The following is an 18,913-nucleotide window of genomic DNA, read 5'->3' as shown; positions in this document are numbered from 1 at the left end:
TGATACAAAAATAGTTAATTATCACAATTAAAATTAATGGTTTCCAAATTTAGATAAATAAAAATCACAATTAACCGTAATTTTCATATTATTTTTTAAAACATTAAAAATTGTTTCTCTATATATTTGTTAATCCAAAACCTATTAAAATTTAATTCTAATAAACTATGAAGCTACTCTACTCATTTTGTTTGCTCTTTCTTATTACAATTAATTCTCAGGCACAAAACCACCCTGCGACAACAAATTATGATTTAAAAAAGAAACGTTTATTAATTCAAACTTGTTCTTCTTATTTATATAATTCAAACCAAGGATCTATTGATGCAGATAGTTCTGTAGTTTTAACATGCAAAGCTTATAAACTTCCTATTTCTTTAGCTTATGATGAAGGTTTTAATGATGGCTCCTATTTAATTGGAAATGATTTAATTGAAAAAGGCAATATTGAAGCTGCTAAAAAACTTTTTGTCAAATCAAAAGATTTGGATAGAGTAAAACTAGCTCTGCAATTGGGAATTTTCTATTTATTCAAACCTTTTACAAAACCAGATGATATCAAAAATGCTAATTTTTATATCACAGAAGCAGTTAAAGCTAGCAATGAATTAAAAATTCAAAAATGGCAGCATGAGAGTTTGTCGCTTTTGGGCAAGTTTTATTTCCAAATCAATAATTATCCTGAAAGCAAAAAATACTTTTTGCAGATCGTAAACGAGTGTCGAAAACAAAATGATAAAGCTGCGCTGGCAGATGCATTATTCAATCAAGCAACAAATCAATACGATTTGGATCCCGAAAAAGAAAAAATTCTGAAAGAAGCCGAAGCTTTATATAAAACTTTGGGTTTTGAAGAAAAAAGGCTTGCTACAAAAGCAATGATATGCACCATCTATTTTTGGCATGGAAAAATAAACGATGCCAAGAAAATATTGTATCAAAATATTGCCGATATGCGAAAAATCGGTTTTAAACAGCAGCAATTTAGCGAAACAACGATTGCTTACATAGAAGCAGTTCAGTTTAATATGAAAAGCGCTTTATATTATGCTCAAAAGAGTGTCCAAACAATGGAATCTAATAAAGATTACACCTTTGCAGATATTTTTTATATGCGGTTAGGTCTAATCTATTTGCAGATGGGACATACAGATGAGGCAATGAAAATGGCTCAAAAAAGCATTCAATATGGACAAAATGTTTACAGCAGCGGCAGTTGGTACAAAAGTTTTATTACTGCAACAGCATCTTTGTCTATGAAAGGAAAAAACAAAGAAGCAATAGAATACATGAATTCTATAACAAGCCATTATCCGCCACCAAATAAATTCGATAACATGATTATGAATTTTGCCTACGCAAATTGTTATTGGCGAATTAAAAATTATGGTACTGCCGAAAAGTATTTCATAAAAGCAGGAGAAGCTGCAGATGCTTTAGATTCACCTCAGACCTATCGAGATATTTGCAATACTTATTCATCTATTGCTTTATTTTACGCGAATCGACAAAATCTTTCAAAAACAAAGTTTTACATTGATAAAATTGAAGCTCTTTCAAAAAAATATAGCAAGACCTACAATTCAGAAGCGCTAGAAATGTCTTTATATAAATTAGATTCGCTAAATGGTAATTTTAAATCGGCTTTGGCGCACCACAAATTATATAAAAAATTCAGCGATTCTGTTTTGGATTATTCTCGAAACAGACAAATTGAAGAACTCAAAATTCAGTACGAAACAGAAAATAAAGAACAAAAAATCAAATTACTAGACAAAGAAACTGATTTACAGGAAACGGCATTAAAAAAGTCAAAATTATTAAATACAGTCTCGATCTCGAGTTTGGTATTATTGGTTCTTTTTCTCGCTTTATTATACAATCGTTACCGCTTAAAACAGAGAACTAATGCCGAATTAGAACTTAAAGAAAAAGAAATCAATCAAAAAAACATTAACCTTAGACATTTACTTGACGAGAAAGAATGGCTTTTGAAAGAAATTCATCATCGAGTAAAAAACAATCTTCAAACTGTAATTAGCCTTCTTAATTCGCAATCGGCCTATTTGGAGAACGATATGGCATTGTCGGCTATTAAAAATAGTCAGCATCGCATTCATTCTATGTCGCTAATTCATCAGAAATTGTACAATTCAGAGAATATTGCTACGATTAATATGCCTAATTACATCAAAGAATTGGTAGAATATTTAAGAGAATCTTTTTCGCTAGGGCAACGCGTGCGTTTTGAACTTAAAATTGATCCGCTCGAATTAGATGTTGCACAGGCAGTTCCGCTTGGACTTATCTTAAACGAATCGATTACCAATTCTATAAAATACGCTTTTCCAGACAACAGAACAGGAATGATTTATGTCACGCTTCAAGCGACAACCGAAGATAAGTACCTACTGACAATTGCTGACAATGGAATCGGTTTCGATGCGAACATAAGCGATAAAAAAATAAACTCGTTTGGATTAAGTCTTATTAGAGGACTTAGCGATGATTTGGATGCGGCTTTTTCTATGGAAAATAATAACGGAACGATTCTTAAAATTGAGTTTTCTAAAGAATTTCCTATCAACGAAAAAAGAAGATAATTTGAAGTACAAAAACCAATTTCTTTTATAGCGAAATCTCACTAATCTAAATTGGTTTAGCGAAATATAGCGCTTTTAAACTCCACAAAAAGCGCTAAAACCTTATTATTAAAGACTTTATTGGCATGGCATATAAATTGGTTTTCTAGTGAGTTAACCCTTAAAAACCATTTTATTATGAAAAAATCAATATTGCTAATAATCATTCTATTTCTAAATTTTAGCGCTACAAAAGCTTGCGATAAATGCAGCTCCTACAATAACGGTGATTTTAAAATAAAATCGGCAGCCATAACTCATAAAGCAGATTTAGGCCTTACTGTTTGGGACATTAAAGTAGAAGGAACTGCAGGAAAAACAATGCCTAAACCAGTTGGTCAGCTCAACGGCGCTCCGGTTCTAGCCTATGTTTTCCCAACTACTTTGAAATCTTCTGATATTGGTTTCGGTCAAGCCGAAGGAATAGTAGCCCTTGCCCTTACTTCTCATCCCGATTTTGAAGACACCCCGCTTTGGGATGAAAATCTAGACGGAAATTATCTAAATGATGGTTTAATCTGGCACGCGCACTGGGTTTTATTAGTTGAAGACAAACGTGTTGGCGGCGGACTCTCAGTTAAAGAATTTACAAAAGGAGATTCAAATGTGGTTCTGCCTCCAACAAATCCAGGAATGGCAATGTATATGGATAGTCCTGGTTTTAATATCGTAGCAAAAGGAAATTCTATAAAAGTAATCGTACCTGATTTTAGAATCAACAACAAAACTAATTTTAAGTTTGATGCTGTAAGCTGCTATATGGAAGTTAGCACTGGCGCTGGCGGTTCTCATGATTCTGAAGCTTCTAAACCGATGCTTGGGGTATACAAAGTTTACACTGTTGCCAGCGGTAATCTTTCATTGCCGTATTCTGTTAAATAAATCAGTTTTAAGTCTATTAAATCTAACACTTGAATAAAGCAACTATAATAATTTAAAAATCAAATATTTAAACAGATTAATTTTATAAATTTAATCTCCAAAACAATTAGAGTGTTATGCTTGTACAAGAAAAAACTGGATTGATTGTAATTGATGTTCAAGGAAAACTTGCTCGAATTGTGCATAACAGCGAAAAGCTGATTGCTAATTTGGAAAGACTTATCCGCGGCTGTCAATTACTTTCAATTCCGATAATTTGGGCAGAACAAAACCCTAAAGGACTTGGTGCAACGATACCTGAATTAGAAATGTTATTACAAGATCTGAAACCAATTGAGAAGTTTTCTTTCAATGCTTTAGATAACGAAACTTTCAAACAAGCGATTATAGACTCTGGCAGAAAGCAATGGCTAATCTGCGGTATAGAAGCTCATATCTGTGTTTATCAAACCGTAATGGGGTTATTAGCATATAATTTTGAAGCGGAAATTGTAGCCGATTGCATTTCTTCCCGATCTGAAGAAAGCATTCTAATTGCTTTGCAAAAACTACAGCATAAAGGAGTTGCGTTAACCAATATTGAAATGTGTCTATATGAACTTGTGAAAGATTCAAGACGAGAAATTTTCAAAGAAATTCTAACATTAATCAAATAAAAAAATCATGTCAAAATCAAAAACTATTGTACTTATTCATGGAAATTTTGTGAACGACAAAACTTGGACAGAATGGAAAAAGTATTATGAACAAAAAGGATATACTGTTTATGCTCCAGCAAATCCTGGTCACGACGGAAATCCTACAGACTTAAGGGCAAAAGTTCACCCAGACCTGACTAAAACCGGATTTATAGATATTGTAAATAACATCAGCCGATTAATAGATACTTTACCCGAAAAACCTTTGGTAATTGGGCATTCTATGGCTGGTATGGCTACATTGAAATTGGTAGAACTAGGCAAAGCTGCGGCTGGAGTAAGCATAGATGGAGCGCCTCCAAAAAACGTGTTTCCGCCATTTCAAACTTTAAAAACGGTAATACCTGCTTTTGGCTTTTTCTCTACAGCTAAATATTTTATGGGAAGCAGAAAATGGTACGACTATGCCTTTTTTAACACCATTCCAGAATCGCAAAAAAGCATTGCTTTTGAGAAATTTGCAGTACCTGAAAGTTATAAGGTCAGCAGAGAATTGGTTTTAAATTCATTCTCTAATATTAATTTTAAAAAGCCGCACGAACCTATTTTGTTTATTGGTGGCGGAAGCGATCATATCTTTCCTCCTAGTTTGACAGAGAAGATTGCCAGCAGATATAAAGAAAATGCAGGTCGTGTCGATCTAAAAATATTTGATGGAAAAAGCCATTTTATCTGCGGAGAACCCGGCTGGGAAAGCGTTGCCGATTATATTTTAAACTGGTATGAAGCGATGTAGAAATTATATATTTTGCATCTAAAAAACACATTAAAATGCTAAATCTTTTGGATTTAGCATTTTCTTTATTTCAAACAATCATTTCTATTAAGAATATTGCTCCTTCTTTATTTCTTCAATTCCGCTTCTATAACTTGTTACTGCAAAATCTGGGAAACGCTTTCTAAATTTTGAGTCATCAAAAACATTAGCGTGTTCGTATCTTGGAAGCAATTCTTGCAATTCTTTTGCTTGTTTATTGAAAAACGCTCCTATTGTAAAAACAAATTTCGGGATAACTTTATATTTTAATTCTTTTCCATATACTTTAGAAGCTAAAGCAATGAATTCTTTATAATTAAGATGACTTTCATCAACGGGTAAATGCCAAGTCTGACCAAAAGCGTCTGGCGTATTTCCAATTAATGCAGTCGCTCTGCTTGCATCGGGTGTCCAAATAAGGCTTCGTTTTTTGGTATCGCTCAAAGGTACTTTCAGTTTTTTATTTTCTTTAATAGCCTTAAAAATTAAAGTATTGGTGATACTCTGTGTCTTAGCAGGGCCGTAAAATTCTGGTGCACGGCAGATTACCGCTTCCAATTCTCCTGATTTCATTTCGCTCAAAACCATTTCAGCCATTTCTTTTCTAATTTTCCCCTTTCTCCCTACAGGTTCAAAAGCAGTTTCCTCGGTAAGTACCCTGCTATCTTGTGGATACATATAGGTATTGTCAAAAAACACCAATTTTGTTTTATTGATTTTGCAGGCTTCGATAACATTTCTTAAAATCAGCAAAAATTGTTTTTCCCACAAATCAGAATCCATCGGAAGTCCTAATGTAAAATAAGCAATTTCAGAGCCTTTAACAGCTTCTATTGCTTTTTCTTTAATAGTTAAATCTGCAGAAAAAATGGTATCGGTATCGTTTACTTTTTGAGCTTTACGGCTTACAATTCGTATATCTGAAGTATAATTTCTTTTCAGTTCTCGTGCCAATTCTTCTCCAATCTGTCCATTGGCTCCTAATATAGTCTGCATATTACGTCGCTTTTTTTAATTGCATCATTATCTCTGATGCTTGTATCTAAATTACAGAAATTTATAACAATATCTCTCCCACATTAACTCATTTATATTGGATTTTATTGCTAATTTAGAACACGCTAAGAATCAGTTAATTTACTTCTAAATTACAACAAAAAACGACATGCAGATTTTACCATCCGCCAGTTTAGCACCTTTTATCAAGAATTACACTGTTGTTACTATCGAAAAAGATCTCGATAATGAAGTGTTTTACCCAAGCGGATATGTCGATTTGATTGTAAATATTTCTGGAGGTTTTGCAGCTACCATTATCAACGGCAAACAAAAAGATACTCCTGCCATAGAACTACTTGGGCATCTTACGCTTCCAACGCGTCTTTCTGTAGCAAAGGGAACTTCTGTACTCATAGCAAGAATTTATCCTCATGCAAGTGCATTGTTTTTTTCTGATCCTTTATCTGAATTTACCAATTATGCTACCGATATGTATGATGTAGCTTTGGGAGAAAACAGGGATTTGTATGACCAGATTATGGAGAAAGAAGATTTAGCATCTAAAATCAGCGTTTTAGAAACGTATTTTCTTCAAAAATTAAAGAAAAATGAAACTCGCCTAAAGAAAGTTTCAATAGTTCAACATCTAAGCCAGGAACTTTTTCGCAATCATCAGCAATTGGACTTACCTTTCCTTTCTCGCAATTCAGGCTTTTCAGAAAGGTATATCCAAAAACTTTATCTGTCTAACATTGGCATCAGTCCTGCCGCTTTTACTTCTGTAATCCGATTTAATAAAAGTTTGGATTTAGTACTTAATACAACAGAATCTTTGACTACGATAGCTTACGATAATGGCTATTATGATCAAGCTCATTTTATTAAAGAATTTAAGAAGTTTACTGGCATCACGCCATCTGCATCCAGAAATTCGATGCTAAAAAACGATACCGATTTACAGCAGGCTGTCAACATTGGTTTCTAGCCTTGCTTTGCAGGATGATTGCTGCTAAACATATCGCGATGCATTTTCCAGCCATCTTTGGTTTTCTTCCATATTACAATTACTTTTCCGTCATCTAGTTTTTTGCCATTCATATCAGTCATTTCATAAAAACTTTCTTCTGTAACAGCTGTTTTTGGATCTCCATAAAGATGCTGAATTGTGAATACAACATGCACTTGAGGTCCGCCTCTAAAAAAGGAATCAATTTGTTTTCCTCCGCATTTTGGCTCTCCATTTGGAGGAAACAAACAAGCATCATCTGTATATCTTGCAACAATAGAACCGTCGTTCTTATTGGTAAAATCAGAGAACGTTTTGTTACTGGCTTCAATAATTTTTTTAACTTCCTTTAAAGCAGGATCTGTCGTTTGGGCATTACACCAAAAAGTAAGCATCATAAATATGCTTAAAATAATTTTTGTTTTCATGGTTTATATATTTTTTTACAAAGGAAATTATTCTGCTGGGCCAAAAATTGTAAAATAACGAACAATTTTATCATAATTGAAAACAATGCAAAAGCCCTGTATCAACTAAGATACAGGGCTTTTTGACTCAAAAAAACAACACATTGTTTATTTCACATCAAACCATAATTTGGTTGTCAATACATCTTTTCCTTGATCAGCAACAGCTGCTTGATAACTTGCTCCATTAAGAGATTGTTCTGTACCAGGATAGAAAAGACGTGAAGGAATTTTTCCGTCCAAAACAGTGGCTGGACCAGCTGTTAAGACAGGATAATCCAATCTTCTCCATTCTGTAAAAGCATCTAGGCCTTGTCCGAAGAAAGCAATCCATTTTTGCGTACCGATTGATTTAGCATAGTTTGAAGCATCATATTTTACACTTGCCTGATTCAAGTAAGTTGAAATAGTTGTAGAATTTGTAATTCCAAATTGATTGAAAGAAGCTGTAATGGCATTTTTATAATACTGTTCCGCATCTCCAGAAATATATCCTCTTGCCGCAGCTTCTGCCAAATTAAATAAAGTTTCAGAGTATGACGCAATTACCGCAGGCGAAGCTGATGTAAGGAAATAAGTTCCTGGTTTTGATGTTTTAGCAAAACCTTGGCTATTAGCATCACTATTTGATAATCCGTTTGCTCCACCAACATATTTACCTACGCTAGCATCTGATGGCAATTGTGCAAATACTGGCAAACGCGGATCTGATAATGCATATAATTGATCGACCATAGTTTTAGAAATACGGAAATCATCACGAGTTTCAAACCAAGCCGAAGCTGGATTTTGCTGTGGCGAACTTGTATAAGTGAACTTAAATGTTTCACTTTCGCTGCTGATTAGCCCTGCAGCATCGCTTGTTGCATCAATCGCCGCCTGTTTTGCTATTGTAGGTTCTCTATCTGAGATTCTCAAAGCAATACGTAAACGAAGCGAATTCACAAATTTTTTCCATTTTGCTATATCACCTTTATAAACCAAATCTCCAGTAACAGAGCCGTTTGCAGCATTTAATAAGGATTGAGCTTGTTTCAAATCTTCAAGCAAACCTGTATAAACTTCTTTTTGAGTATTGTACGCTGGCGTTACGTTTTGGCCTGCTTCTTTGTACGGAATGCTTCCGTAAGCATCTGTCAGCAATAAAAATGTCCATGAACGCAACGTTAATGCGATCCCTTTATAATTAGGGTTTGCCTGAGCATCTGGAAATTTCAAAATAGTATTCAAATCTGTAATTAGTGTTGCGTATCCTTTATCCCACAATGTTGTGAAAGAAGCATTCGAAACATCGTAACGATCTGGTTCTGTATATTGAATTTTAGCCCAATGCTGTACAAAAAGTAAAGTTGAGTTAAAGTTATTTGCATCTCCCCAATACAAATCTGCTCCTTGTTTCAAAGTACCTGTCAAAAGGTACGGCGCGAGTGGTGTTTCAGTTGCATTTGGGTTTTTATTTATATCGTCTAAAGTATCACTGCAAGAGCTCAGTGCCAATGCAAACAGTATTGTATATGATAGTTTTTTTAGCATGATTCCGAGTTTTTAAAATTTAACATTAAGATTAAGACTGAAGTTTCTTGTTGTTGGCAACGCTAAACTTTCCAATCCTTGTGCATTTCCTGTATTGAAAGCCGTTTCAGGGTCAATATTTGGCGCATCTTTGTAGATAAAGAATAAGTTACGGCCAGCAGCAGTAACGCTTGCTCCTTCTAATCCTAGTTTTTTAACCAACTTTTTATTAAAATTATAAGTAAGCTTGATCTCTCTCATTTTTACAAAAGTTGAGCTGTAGATATATGCCTCACTAATATTGTATGATGCTTTATAATATTCTTGTGCGCTAATTACTTTATTATTTGGCGTTCCGTCTGCAAATACACCTCCGAAAATCATTCCGTCATCATAAACCGTTACACCGCTTGAAGCAGCACCGCCAGTAACCAAAGTTTTCGGGTTAGCTGTATTGTTTCCTGGGTAATAATAGCTTAAACCACCGTTTTCAGCACCACGACCTGGAAGAGTCTGTGCTAGAACTCCTGTGTAGTTTCCTGTTCTGTTCGTTCCAGAGAAAAGTTCTCCGCCAACGCTAGCATCAACAAGGAACGAAAGCTCAAGATTTTTATAAGTCAAAGTATTTGTAAGACCTGCCAAATAATCTGGCGTATAATGTCCTAAAACTCTTTTTGTCGGATCAGCTTTTGGAAGTCCGTTTGCTCCTACTACAATGTTACCGCTTGCATCACGCTCATACGCAGTTCCGTAAAGTGCTCCGTAAGCTTGTCCTACTGATGCCAATACATCTACACCTCCAGAAGAACCAATAGTATAGTTTTTAATATCCCCAGCGTAATCTAAAATTTCTACTTTACTCTTATTTTTTGAATAATTTAAAGCCACATTCCATTTGAAGTTTTCAGTTTGAACTGGATTTCCGTCCAATTGCACTTCTATACCTTGGTTGTTAATTTTACCCGCATTGATTAACTGCGAAGTATAACCGCTTGATGCTGTAGTTTTGATTTCTAAAATCTGATCGAAACTATTTGTATTATAATATGCTGCATCAAAATGAAGTCTGTTTTTCCAGAAAGAAGCTTCAAGACCTACTTCGGTAGAACGAGTTGTTTCTGGTTTCAAATTTTCATTCAATTTTCTCAATGAAGAAGTTTGAATTGGATTTCCGTCAAAAGCAGTTTGAAAATTGTAAACTGTAGCCAATTGGTACGGATCTGCATCGTTACCTACTTCAGACCATCCTCCTCTAACTTTTAAGAAATCAAGTGTACTACTCTTGATGTTTAATGCATCTGTTAAGACTACACTTCCATTAAAAGATGGATAGAAATAAGAACGGTTGCTGCTTGGTAACGTAGAAGACCAATCATTACGTGCCGTAACGTTCAAGAAAGCATAATTTCTAAAACCAAACTGAGCAGAAGCGTAAGCACTGTAAACTCTCAATCTAGATAATGAATTTGATGACGTTAACGGATCTCTCGAGTTTGTCAAAGTATACAAATCTGGAACCGCTAAACGTGGCGCTTTCTGATAGTTGTTGGCATCGCTATGGTTACGAATGTTGAATCCAGCAAGTGCATCTACAGTAAAATCATCATTAAGCTGTTTTGTATATTGAAATATACCTTCAGTATTTTGCTCATTTACAGTGTAAGCATCTTCTGCATACGACCCAAAAGGAGTTCCGTTTGTACCATACTTAATAGTATATTTTCTTCGGTCATTATAATAATCAACTCCTGTACGGAATTTGAAGTTAAGTCCTTCTGCCAATTTTGCATCTAAATGAACATCTCCAATTATACGGTTACGCTGTTGGCTTGTGGTATTGTAATACGCATTCCAATATGGGTTGCTATAGTAGCTATTGTTCCAGTTCGTTGTCCAATCTTTGTCCAGTTGGTCAATATCAACTTGACGTCCAAACCAAAGAAACTGAAGCATTACACCTGCCGCACGTCCGCCTGAAGGACCTCCTGGCAATTGTGGAGCATTGGTTACAATATAATTAGCATTAACCCCAACTTTTACATTTTCAGAAATCTGATAATTAGTGTTAACCGTAAAATTTGTTTTGTTTATTTCACTGTTAGGTACAGTTCCAAGCTGTTTTTGATTGTTTACCCCTAAACGGAAATCAGATTTTTCGTTAGATTTTGCAATAGAAACACTATTGTCGTAAGTAAGTCCTGTATTAAAGAAATCTTTTACATTGTTTGGATGCGCCACAAAAGGCACAGCTTCTCCTTTAGAATAAAATTGCGGAATAAGACGCCCGTCCATTCTTGGTCCCCAGCTTTCGTCAACTCCGTCATTAACTCCTCCTCCTTTTCCGTCTACGTAGCTAAATCTTCCATTAGAACCTTGACCAAAAGTATTTTGGAAAGAAGGTAAAGTAGCCACTTGAGAAACGGTTATACCTGTATTAAAAGTAACCCCATATCCTGATTTTTGTCCCTTTCCAGATTTTGTAGTAATAAGCACTACACCATGCGCAGCACGCGATCCGTAAAGCGCAGCGGCATTTGGACCTTTTAAAACGGTCAACGTCTCAATGTCCTGTGGATTTAAATCGGCAATTGCATTTCTGAAATCACGCGTAGCTCCACCAAAATTCAATTGTGAGTTATCTACAGGAACTCCATCTACTACAAAAAGTGGCTGGTTGTTTCCTGCAATAGAAGTTTCTCCACGAATAATAATACGTGAAGATCCCATATCTCCCTGTGAATTTGTAATACGTACACCCGCTACTTTACCTGAAAGCGCATTTAAGAAGTTGGTTTCTTTTGTCGTCGCCAATTCTTTCCCCTTTACTGCCTGAGTTGTATATCCTAAAGATTTCTTTTCTTTTGAAATTCCAAGTGCCGTAACAACAACTTCAGATAACGCATTCTGCTCTTCGCTAAGATCAATCGTAATGGCATTTTTGTTTACTACCACTTCTTGCTTTTTATATCCTAAATAACTAATTAAAAGTACATATGGGAATTTTTGTCCTGTTTGGAAATAGAATTTTCCATCTGTATCTGTGATAACTCCATGTGTAGTTCCTTGGATGGTTACCGAAGCCCCAATAATAGGCTCTTTTGTGACAGCATCTACTACTGTTCCTTCCAGTTTAGACTGGATTAGCGGCTTAGTCTCTTGAGCTTTAACTCCTATGGAAATCAATAAAATACATAGCCAAGCATATCTTTTTAATTTTATTTTCATTACTTTGTTTTAGTTTAATAATAAGGCGAGCCCAGAGCATTTTTTATGCTACTCACGCTTTCCTTTTAGAGATGACAATTTCTTTAAACTCTGACCATTTCTGCTGCAACAGAAATGGTTTTTCTTTTTATCTGCAACACATTCGTTTTTTCATTTTTACTTTTTTTTTAGATTATTATTTTATTTGGCCTATACAATTTTTACCCTTTTTCAGGATAGTGTTATTAAAAATCTATAATGAATTTAAAAAGAGGAATTTTAACCGTAGTGACGCATAAGGTACAAATGGCTTATGCTTTTATATTTCTGAAAATGAAATGATAAGGTTTTAATCTCTGTATTTCTAACTAAATTTTAAACTCTACTAATTTGATAGAACAAAAGTATGTTAAAATTTCTAGTTCCCAAATTTTAATTAAACTTTTTGCAAAAAAAATGTTAATCCGTTTAAACAAACAACCTTAAATATCTAAAAGTAAACAAGTTATAAAAACATAACTTTTAGTAGTTTTATAAGAATTCTACTAATCTGGAACTTAAAAATTACTTTTAAGTGATTCCTGTAAAGTTTAAAGCAAAAAAAAGCTCCAAGATCATAAGACCTTGGAGCTTCTATTTTGGTATTGAAATATTATAATTCGTTAAACTCGTGTAACGATTTCAATGTAGTTTCATAAAATAAGATTGCAGCGATAAGATTTCCTTTATCAGAATACGGCATCATTTTTCTTTGGAAATCTACTGTCGTATCTAAGAAAACAGTTGTACCTTCTGCCTGTCCATCTAAGATTTTTTTATTCTCACTAGTATCTGGAATACCTAAATCTGCCATTGTTACACCAGGTTTAGTAACCAAAGCAATATAAGGAAGTGTTTTTACTAGAACTTTAATACGTTCAATGTACAATTCTAAAAGTTCTCCTTTTTGCATACCACTTAATTCTTTTTGGTCATGGTATTTACGGATTAACGCAGTTGTACTAATGATACTTCTTGGTGCATTTTTTGCCTGTGCAGAAACGGCAGCAGTCGTCAAGAAGAAAAGGACACATAATAAAATAATCTTGCTCTTCATTTTCTTAATAGATTTGGTTCTTGAATAAAAACAAAAATATATAAATTATGTTAAAAAGCAACTTTTATAATTTCTTTTTCACAATAAAATTATAATTGTTACGTTGCGATAAGTAAAAGATTACAGCAAAAGCAGGGATTTAGGGCTATTTCAGCACATTTTTCCCTAAAGTTAATTTATTGTTTACGACTTAATTATCCTGAAACGGCTCGGATATTTAATCCATAAGCTCTTTTTGTTTCCATAATAGTCCATAAATTCTCCGCAGACAAAAACAGCATGTACTTTTGACCAAGCAACAACACCGCAGTAATCTGTTCCTGATTCTTTTTTTAATTTTTGGATCTGCTTGCCTAATGCAAATCCTAGATATTTATAGATAGTTGGAGTATAAACTGTACCGTCTTCTAAATCTTCGAGAGCTTTGTCAAAAGTAGATTCTTTATCTATTATCTGTTTGTATTTTGCCATTACAGCATAAGTTAGCTCTGCATAATCGGTAATTTTTTCGCTATCACAATTGTCCTTTATATAAACAAAACCCGCAGATTCTTTGGCTTTATTTATTTCACTGCTGTTTAGATTGAATGAGGCATTGTTTTTTAAGGTAATTTTATATAAATCGTCATTTAGCTTTTCGCTCACAAAAAGATTATCTAATCCGTAAACATTTAATGAAGCTTTGATAAAAGCTATAGAAGAACAATTGGTGCGTTCTCCTTGTTTAAAACTTTCGAATATTTTATCAGAACTCAATTGAGCGAATGCATTTGAACAGACAAACATTAAAAGTAAAAAAACTGAAGTAACCGATTTCATGCCTTGTATTATATATAGCTTCCCAATTATTATTGAGAGATTGTATTAGATTTTTACAAATCTATAAAAATCATGTCATATTTTTCACTTCTTCACTTTTATCTCGTGAAAAAAGTCATTATAAACATGTAAAATGGATTTTTCCACGAAGAAAGAAGCACAAAAAAACGCCCCAAATAAACTTCAGGGCGTTTCTTCATTATTTTTTTTCTTCATTATTCAATTTATCATCGAGTTCGGGTTCTTCCCCTTTGAACTTTTTGGTGTCAGCATCATAATTTTCATCATTTGTCAACACTTCATCATGTTCTTTATATTGATGTTTTCTTGTATCGTTTCGATGATCTCCTCCGCCCTGCTCTTTAGGGTTCGGGTTTTTCTGGGTTTGATTATTCTTTTCCATAGTTCCTTCATTTTTAAATAATTATTAAAATTAAGCCAAATGCAATGGTCTGGGTTATATAATCATTTTTAAAAATTATAAAATAATCCTATAAAACACTGGAAATCATTCACTATAAATATTAACGATTTATTTTGGCATCATTTTTTTATTTTTGCAATGTCAAAAAAATTATACAACAGAATATGTGGACTATATGCCATGAATGCCAAGGACAGGGCAAAATAAATCGCGGACTCAGTAAAAAAGCACAACGTCTTTATAAAACGGAATTGGCTGCATACGAGAGTAAGCAAAGTAATAATGCTCCAATACGTCCAAAGGCACATTTGCATTTGTGCGCAAATTGTTCAGGATCAGGATTAATTCAATCTGAAAAGTATCTTGAACCTGATCTCACAAAACCGCATGTTGCCATTATTGGTGCTGGTATAGGCGGTGTCGCGTTAGCCGTAGCCTGTTTACACCGCGGAATTCCATTTACCATTTATGAAAGAGACAGCGATTTCAATGCCAGATCTCAGGGCTACGGACTTACTTTACAACAAGCCAGTAAAGCCATGAAAGGTTTAGGAATTACTTCTCTAGACGGCGTAATTTCGACAAAACATATCGTACACAATACTGAGGGAAAAATATTAGGCGAATGGGGAACCAGAAAATGGCTGGAAACCGCCACTAAATCACCTACAAAACGCACCAACATACATATCGCAAGACAATCGCTTCGATTGGCGCTTTTGGAACAGCTTGGAGGAAATAATACTGTACAATGGGGACATCAATTAGTAAATCTAAGAGAATCTGAAGATGGTGTTGAACTAGACTTTCAGACAAACGAAAATATAAAAACAGTAAAATCCGATCTTGTTATAGGCGCAGATGGTATTAGAAGCGCTGTTAGAAAACTAACAATTGGAGACCAAATTACACCGCTTCGTTATTTGGATTGTATTGTAATCTTGGGAATTTGTCCTTTAAGTTCCCTCAATGGACTTACAAGTGACTTATTAGATGGAGAAACGATTTTTCAGACTGCCAACGGAAATGAACGTATTTACGTAATGCCTTATACAGCAGATTCTGTAATGTGGCAATTAAGTTTTCCAATGTCTGAAGAAGAGGCAAAAGAATTAAGTGCAAAAGGACCACAAGCCTTGAAAGAGGAAGCTTGCCGAAGAACGCAATGGCACGCTCCTATTCCACAGATTTTGGAAGCAACGCAGGAAAATTTAATTTCTGGATATCCTGTTTATGACCGCGAATTATTGAGTTCAGCATTATTAGAAAAGAATCAGAATATTAGCTTAATTGGCGATGCAGCACATCCGATGAGTCCGTTTAAAGGGCAAGGTGCGAATCAGGCTTTATTGGACGCTTTAAAATTGGCCAGAAAAATTTCGAAAGGCTGTAACGCTAAATCGAAATGGAAAGAAAGAGGATTGAGAGAATGTGTATTAAACGAATTTGAAGCTGAAATGCTTGAACGAAGTTCCGCAAAAGTAAAAGGTTCTGCAGATGCTGCTCAGTTCTTGCATTCTGAAATTATACTTCAAGAAGGCGATGAACCTAGAGGGAGATGTCTTAAGAGAAAGAGAGATTAAAGACAAAAGATCAAAGACTATACAAAAAATGCTAAACAATATGTTTAGCATTTTTTGTATAACATTATTTTTCAATCACATACATGTAAATTAAACAATAATTTAATATTATTTTATAACTAAATCACATATGATATTTCTAATTTTATAATCTCATTTACAAACAATTATAAAAAATCACGTCATGAAAAATTTACAAATAAATTTCAGTCCTAACAATGAAACCTGTACAGACCGAACTTTGGTTTGTAATGGTGATAATAACGAATTAATATTTCGTAAAACTTATGTAGGAGATTGGGGAGATTGGGACGAGAAACCAGAAGATGCTATACAAGACAAGCCACTTTATCTGGATCAAAATACAAGTTTTACAAGTGCAGTTTAAATCTGCCAAATATTAAGCACTAGAATTGTACAGTTCTATCAAATTATGCTAGAACACTAATTGTATTGCTTAAATTTTCTTTGTTTATAAAATCCAGAATAAATTCTTTTACTTCGTTACTTGCTTCTGTTTTTGTTGCAAACGAATTAATGTAAAATTCATCGTCCTTATCGCTAATATGGATAATTTCTGTGTAGCCTTTGGTGATTAAACTGCCTTTCAGCTTAATTACGTTTACTTGCTGCTTCCCGTCAAGTTCTTTGCGAACCTGTAATTTTATAGCTCTTTCCATATTCAAATACTTTTAAATAATTAACTATCATTCAGTTACTAAATTTAAAACATTTAATCTATCGAAATCAGATTTTAACACTATCCGCAACGTATTATTTATCAACATATTATAAACATTTCTTCTTTTTTATAAAAGAAATGCCAAATGCCAGTAAAATCAAGCATTTCGAGATTAGTTCCCAGTAAAATCTTTTTCACTCAAAGTTTTCATGAACGCAATAAGATTTTCTTTTTCCTGTTCTGTAAGCGGAATTCTATTACCATTATTTTTAAAAATTGGATCCAGATTTTCTGCTTCCAAAACACCATTGTCAAAATAATCCAAAACAGATCTTAAAGTCGCGAACTGACCAAAACTTCCATAAGGCGCTGTATATTCAACATTACGCAAACTTGGAACTCTAAAACTCATAAAATCAGTCGGAATTCCGGTAACTCTGCCTCTTCCTGCTTCATTAGAATCTGTATTTAACGGAAATCCAATATTTCTAAAACTCTGGTCTGTAAACAATTCTGTGCTATGACAGCTGGCACATTTCTGCTGAAACGTTACATAACCTGCTGCTTCGCTTTCTGTAAACGACTGACCTTCTTTTCGTTTTACTTTATCATATTTGCTGTTAGCAGAAATTAAAGTATATTCAAACTGAGCAATACTTTTATAAATCCTGTCAGCAGTAATTTCTTGATCTCCAAATGCTTTTTTAAATAATTCTTTATAAGAAGCATCTTCTTTAATTTTTCCGATCACTTCCAGAATTGAAGAGTCCATTTCTTCGTGGGTAATAATTGGCACTAATGGCTGTGTTTCCAACTGGAGTCTGCTTCCATCCCAATTAAAAAACTTTAAAAACATCAAATTCTGAAGCGGTGGTGTATTTCTAAGTCCAACTCTTCCTTCAACACCAATTGCTCGCGCATTATGATCTGCAAAAGCATTTCCTTGAATATGACAGCTTGAACACGAAATAGTATTGTCTGCACTAAATCTCTTATCAGAGAAAAGTTTTTCGCCTAATTCAGTACCATATTTTGTAGGCTTGTTCAAACTCACATAACTATTTACTTCAGGAAAATCAATCGGAATTCGTAATGAAAGCTCAGGATTATCAAAATAAGTTTCATCTGAATCACTGCTGCAAGAAGTGAAAAAGATTACGATTATGATAAAGCCAAATATTTTTTGCATTTTAATGAATTTTAAGAAAGAACCGTCTTTTTAATTTCAGACGGTTCTGAAAGATGACTTAGTTTTCTACACTAGTTACAGAAAACATTCCTGAAATATCATTTGTTCCGTTTCCTCCTAGATTATCCACAAATTTTACCATTTGCGCAGCAGTATGCACATTTGGAGTTGCATTATCACTCATTCCTGTTCCTGTTGATAATGTAATTGTATTGATTTTTCCGCTCAATAATTTGTCGAAATCTGCTTTGATTTTAATTTTTGGAGCATTTTTTCCCACAACTGCATTTACAGTAAAGTTTAGTGTAACATCCCTATAGGCATTTACACCTTGTTTATATGCGCCCTCTTCTCCGGCAACAGTGCTCCCTGTATGAATTGACATTGGTTTATTATCTGTATCATAAAAACCTTCTACTTTTGTAAAACGGTATCCTGTTCCCCACTCCCACATCATTGCTGTATCATTTGCTCCTGCTGCTGCATAGAATTTAGGAAATCTTGTCTGATCCAGAGTGTTTTGTTCTGTTTTGATACCCAAACCAAATTTGATCTGCTTGTAAGTAGCAGATGGCACATTACTCAAAACATAGCTCAATGATGCTGCTTTTGCTTGATCAATTACCGTTGCGCCTTTATCTAAATCATTTACGTTATAAGGCACTTCGCTTCCGTCATCTTTTATTAAGCGAATATTGCTGATTACATATTTTACCTCAGAAAAATGATGAATTTGTCCTGCTGCAGAAGTATTTGTAGTTGCAGAAGCCGAAGTTGCATCTCCTAAAACGATTGTCTTGTCTTTGAAGGTATTATTGAATTCCAATGTTAGGTTGTTTGCTGCGGGATTATCATCATCACTTGAACATGATGCAAATACTAAAGCAACCGCTGACAATAAAAGGTATTTTTTTAAAGTTTCCATTTTGTGATTTTAATTTATTGTGTTTAAA

Annotated in this window: 17 protein-coding genes; 7 read left to right on the top strand and 10 right to left on the bottom strand. The window is 34.2% G+C overall.

All coding sequences use genetic code 11. The features are described 5' to 3' along the window. The first annotated feature begins 167 nt into the window (after window positions 1-167). The 4 genes from JI750_RS12470 to JI750_RS12455 all read left to right on the top strand — a co-directional run bounded on the left by JI750_RS12470 (window position 168) and on the right by JI750_RS12455 (window position 4,958). A complete protein-coding gene (locus JI750_RS12470) occupies window positions 168-2,603 on the top strand; it encodes a histidine kinase dimerization/phosphoacceptor domain -containing protein (protein WP_202002230.1) in 2,436 nt (811 codons plus the stop codon). Between the two features lie 177 nt (window positions 2,604-2,780). Continuing rightward, window positions 2,781-3,524 carry a hypothetical protein gene (locus JI750_RS12465; RefSeq protein WP_202002227.1) on the top strand — a complete coding sequence of 248 codons (744 nt, stop codon included), beginning with the start codon at window positions 2,781-2,783 and terminating at the stop codon, window positions 3,522-3,524. A gap of 116 nt (window positions 3,525-3,640) precedes the next feature. Further along, the gene (locus tag JI750_RS12460; RefSeq protein ID WP_202002225.1) at window positions 3,641-4,180 is read left to right on the top strand and encodes a hydrolase; all 540 of its coding nucleotides are present in this window, start codon (window positions 3,641-3,643) and stop codon (window positions 4,178-4,180) included. A gap of 7 nt (window positions 4,181-4,187) precedes the next feature. Beyond that, complete coding sequence (locus JI750_RS12455; RefSeq protein ID WP_202002223.1) at window positions 4,188-4,958, top strand: alpha/beta hydrolase; 771 nt, start codon at window positions 4,188-4,190, stop codon at window positions 4,956-4,958. 87 nt (window positions 4,959-5,045) lie between these two features. Here the strand turns inward: JI750_RS12455 and JI750_RS12450 are convergent, their stop codons facing one another. Beyond that, window positions 5,046-5,975, bottom strand: a complete 930-nt coding sequence (locus JI750_RS12450) for an NAD-dependent epimerase/dehydratase family protein (protein WP_202002221.1) — start codon at window positions 5,973-5,975, stop codon at window positions 5,046-5,048. A 169-nt stretch (window positions 5,976-6,144) separates the two neighbouring features. Here JI750_RS12450 and JI750_RS12445 point away from each other — a divergent pair, with 169 nt between their 5' ends. Continuing rightward, window positions 6,145-6,963: a helix-turn-helix transcriptional regulator gene (locus tag JI750_RS12445; protein ID WP_202002219.1), complete on the top strand. Its 819-nt coding sequence runs from the start codon at window positions 6,145-6,147 to the stop codon at window positions 6,961-6,963. Here the strand turns inward: JI750_RS12445 and JI750_RS12440 are convergent. The 6 genes from JI750_RS12440 to JI750_RS12415 form a co-directional block, all read right to left on the bottom strand. Beyond that, the gene (locus JI750_RS12440; protein ID WP_236673034.1) at window positions 6,960-7,412 is read right to left on the bottom strand and encodes a YybH family protein; all 453 of its coding nucleotides are present in this window, start codon (window positions 7,410-7,412) and stop codon (window positions 6,960-6,962) included. The two genes, JI750_RS12445 and JI750_RS12440, sit on opposite strands and share 4 nt — an antisense overlap. A gap of 147 nt (window positions 7,413-7,559) precedes the next feature. Next, on the bottom strand, window positions 7,560-8,984 hold the full coding sequence (locus tag JI750_RS12435) for a SusD/RagB family nutrient-binding outer membrane lipoprotein (RefSeq protein WP_202002217.1): 1,425 nt from the start codon (window positions 8,982-8,984) through the stop codon (window positions 7,560-7,562). A 12-nt stretch (window positions 8,985-8,996) separates the two neighbouring features. Beyond that, window positions 8,997-12,188 (bottom strand): SusC/RagA family TonB-linked outer membrane protein, encoded by a 3,192-nt coding sequence (locus JI750_RS12430; RefSeq protein ID WP_202002215.1) that lies wholly within the window; start codon window positions 12,186-12,188, stop codon window positions 8,997-8,999. Between the two features lie 631 nt (window positions 12,189-12,819). Continuing rightward, window positions 12,820-13,263, bottom strand: a complete 444-nt coding sequence (locus JI750_RS12425) for a hypothetical protein (RefSeq protein WP_008463513.1) — start codon at window positions 13,261-13,263, stop codon at window positions 12,820-12,822. A 183-nt stretch (window positions 13,264-13,446) separates the two neighbouring features. Continuing rightward, the gene (locus tag JI750_RS12420; RefSeq protein WP_202002207.1) at window positions 13,447-14,082 is read right to left on the bottom strand and encodes a hypothetical protein; all 636 of its coding nucleotides are present in this window, start codon (window positions 14,080-14,082) and stop codon (window positions 13,447-13,449) included. A 199-nt stretch (window positions 14,083-14,281) separates the two neighbouring features. Then, the gene (locus JI750_RS12415; RefSeq protein ID WP_202002205.1) at window positions 14,282-14,485 is read right to left on the bottom strand and encodes a hypothetical protein; all 204 of its coding nucleotides are present in this window, start codon (window positions 14,483-14,485) and stop codon (window positions 14,282-14,284) included. Window positions 14,486-14,670: 185 nt separating this feature from the next. Here JI750_RS12415 and JI750_RS12410 point away from each other — a divergent pair, with 185 nt between their 5' ends. Both JI750_RS12410 and JI750_RS12405 read left to right on the top strand, forming a co-directional pair. After that, window positions 14,671-16,089 carry an FAD-dependent oxidoreductase gene (locus JI750_RS12410; RefSeq protein ID WP_202002203.1) on the top strand — a complete coding sequence of 473 codons (1,419 nt, stop codon included), beginning with the start codon at window positions 14,671-14,673 and terminating at the stop codon, window positions 16,087-16,089. A gap of 184 nt (window positions 16,090-16,273) precedes the next feature. Continuing rightward, the gene (locus JI750_RS12405) at window positions 16,274-16,477 is read left to right on the top strand and encodes a hypothetical protein (protein WP_202002200.1); all 204 of its coding nucleotides are present in this window, start codon (window positions 16,274-16,276) and stop codon (window positions 16,475-16,477) included. Between the two features lie 43 nt (window positions 16,478-16,520). On the opposite strand, the gene JI750_RS12400 is transcribed toward JI750_RS12405, so the two are convergent. From JI750_RS12400 to JI750_RS12390, 3 genes are all read right to left on the bottom strand, one after another. After that, window positions 16,521-16,769: a hypothetical protein gene (locus tag JI750_RS12400; RefSeq protein WP_111369468.1), complete on the bottom strand. Its 249-nt coding sequence runs from the start codon at window positions 16,767-16,769 to the stop codon at window positions 16,521-16,523. Window positions 16,770-16,943: 174 nt separating this feature from the next. Further along, window positions 16,944-17,960, bottom strand: a complete 1,017-nt coding sequence (locus tag JI750_RS12395; RefSeq protein WP_202002197.1) for a cytochrome-c peroxidase — start codon at window positions 17,958-17,960, stop codon at window positions 16,944-16,946. Between the two features lie 58 nt (window positions 17,961-18,018). Continuing rightward, complete coding sequence (locus tag JI750_RS12390; protein WP_202002192.1) at window positions 18,019-18,885, bottom strand: MbnP family protein; 867 nt, start codon at window positions 18,883-18,885, stop codon at window positions 18,019-18,021. Between the last annotated feature and the right edge of the window lie 28 nt (window positions 18,886-18,913).

This window comes from Flavobacterium tagetis, from assembly GCF_016735615.1.
GTDB lineage: Bacteria > Bacteroidota > Bacteroidia > Flavobacteriales > Flavobacteriaceae > Flavobacterium > Flavobacterium tagetis.
Note: the sequence above shows the minus strand (reverse complement) of the source record. Positions and strands in the feature narration are given on the sequence as shown.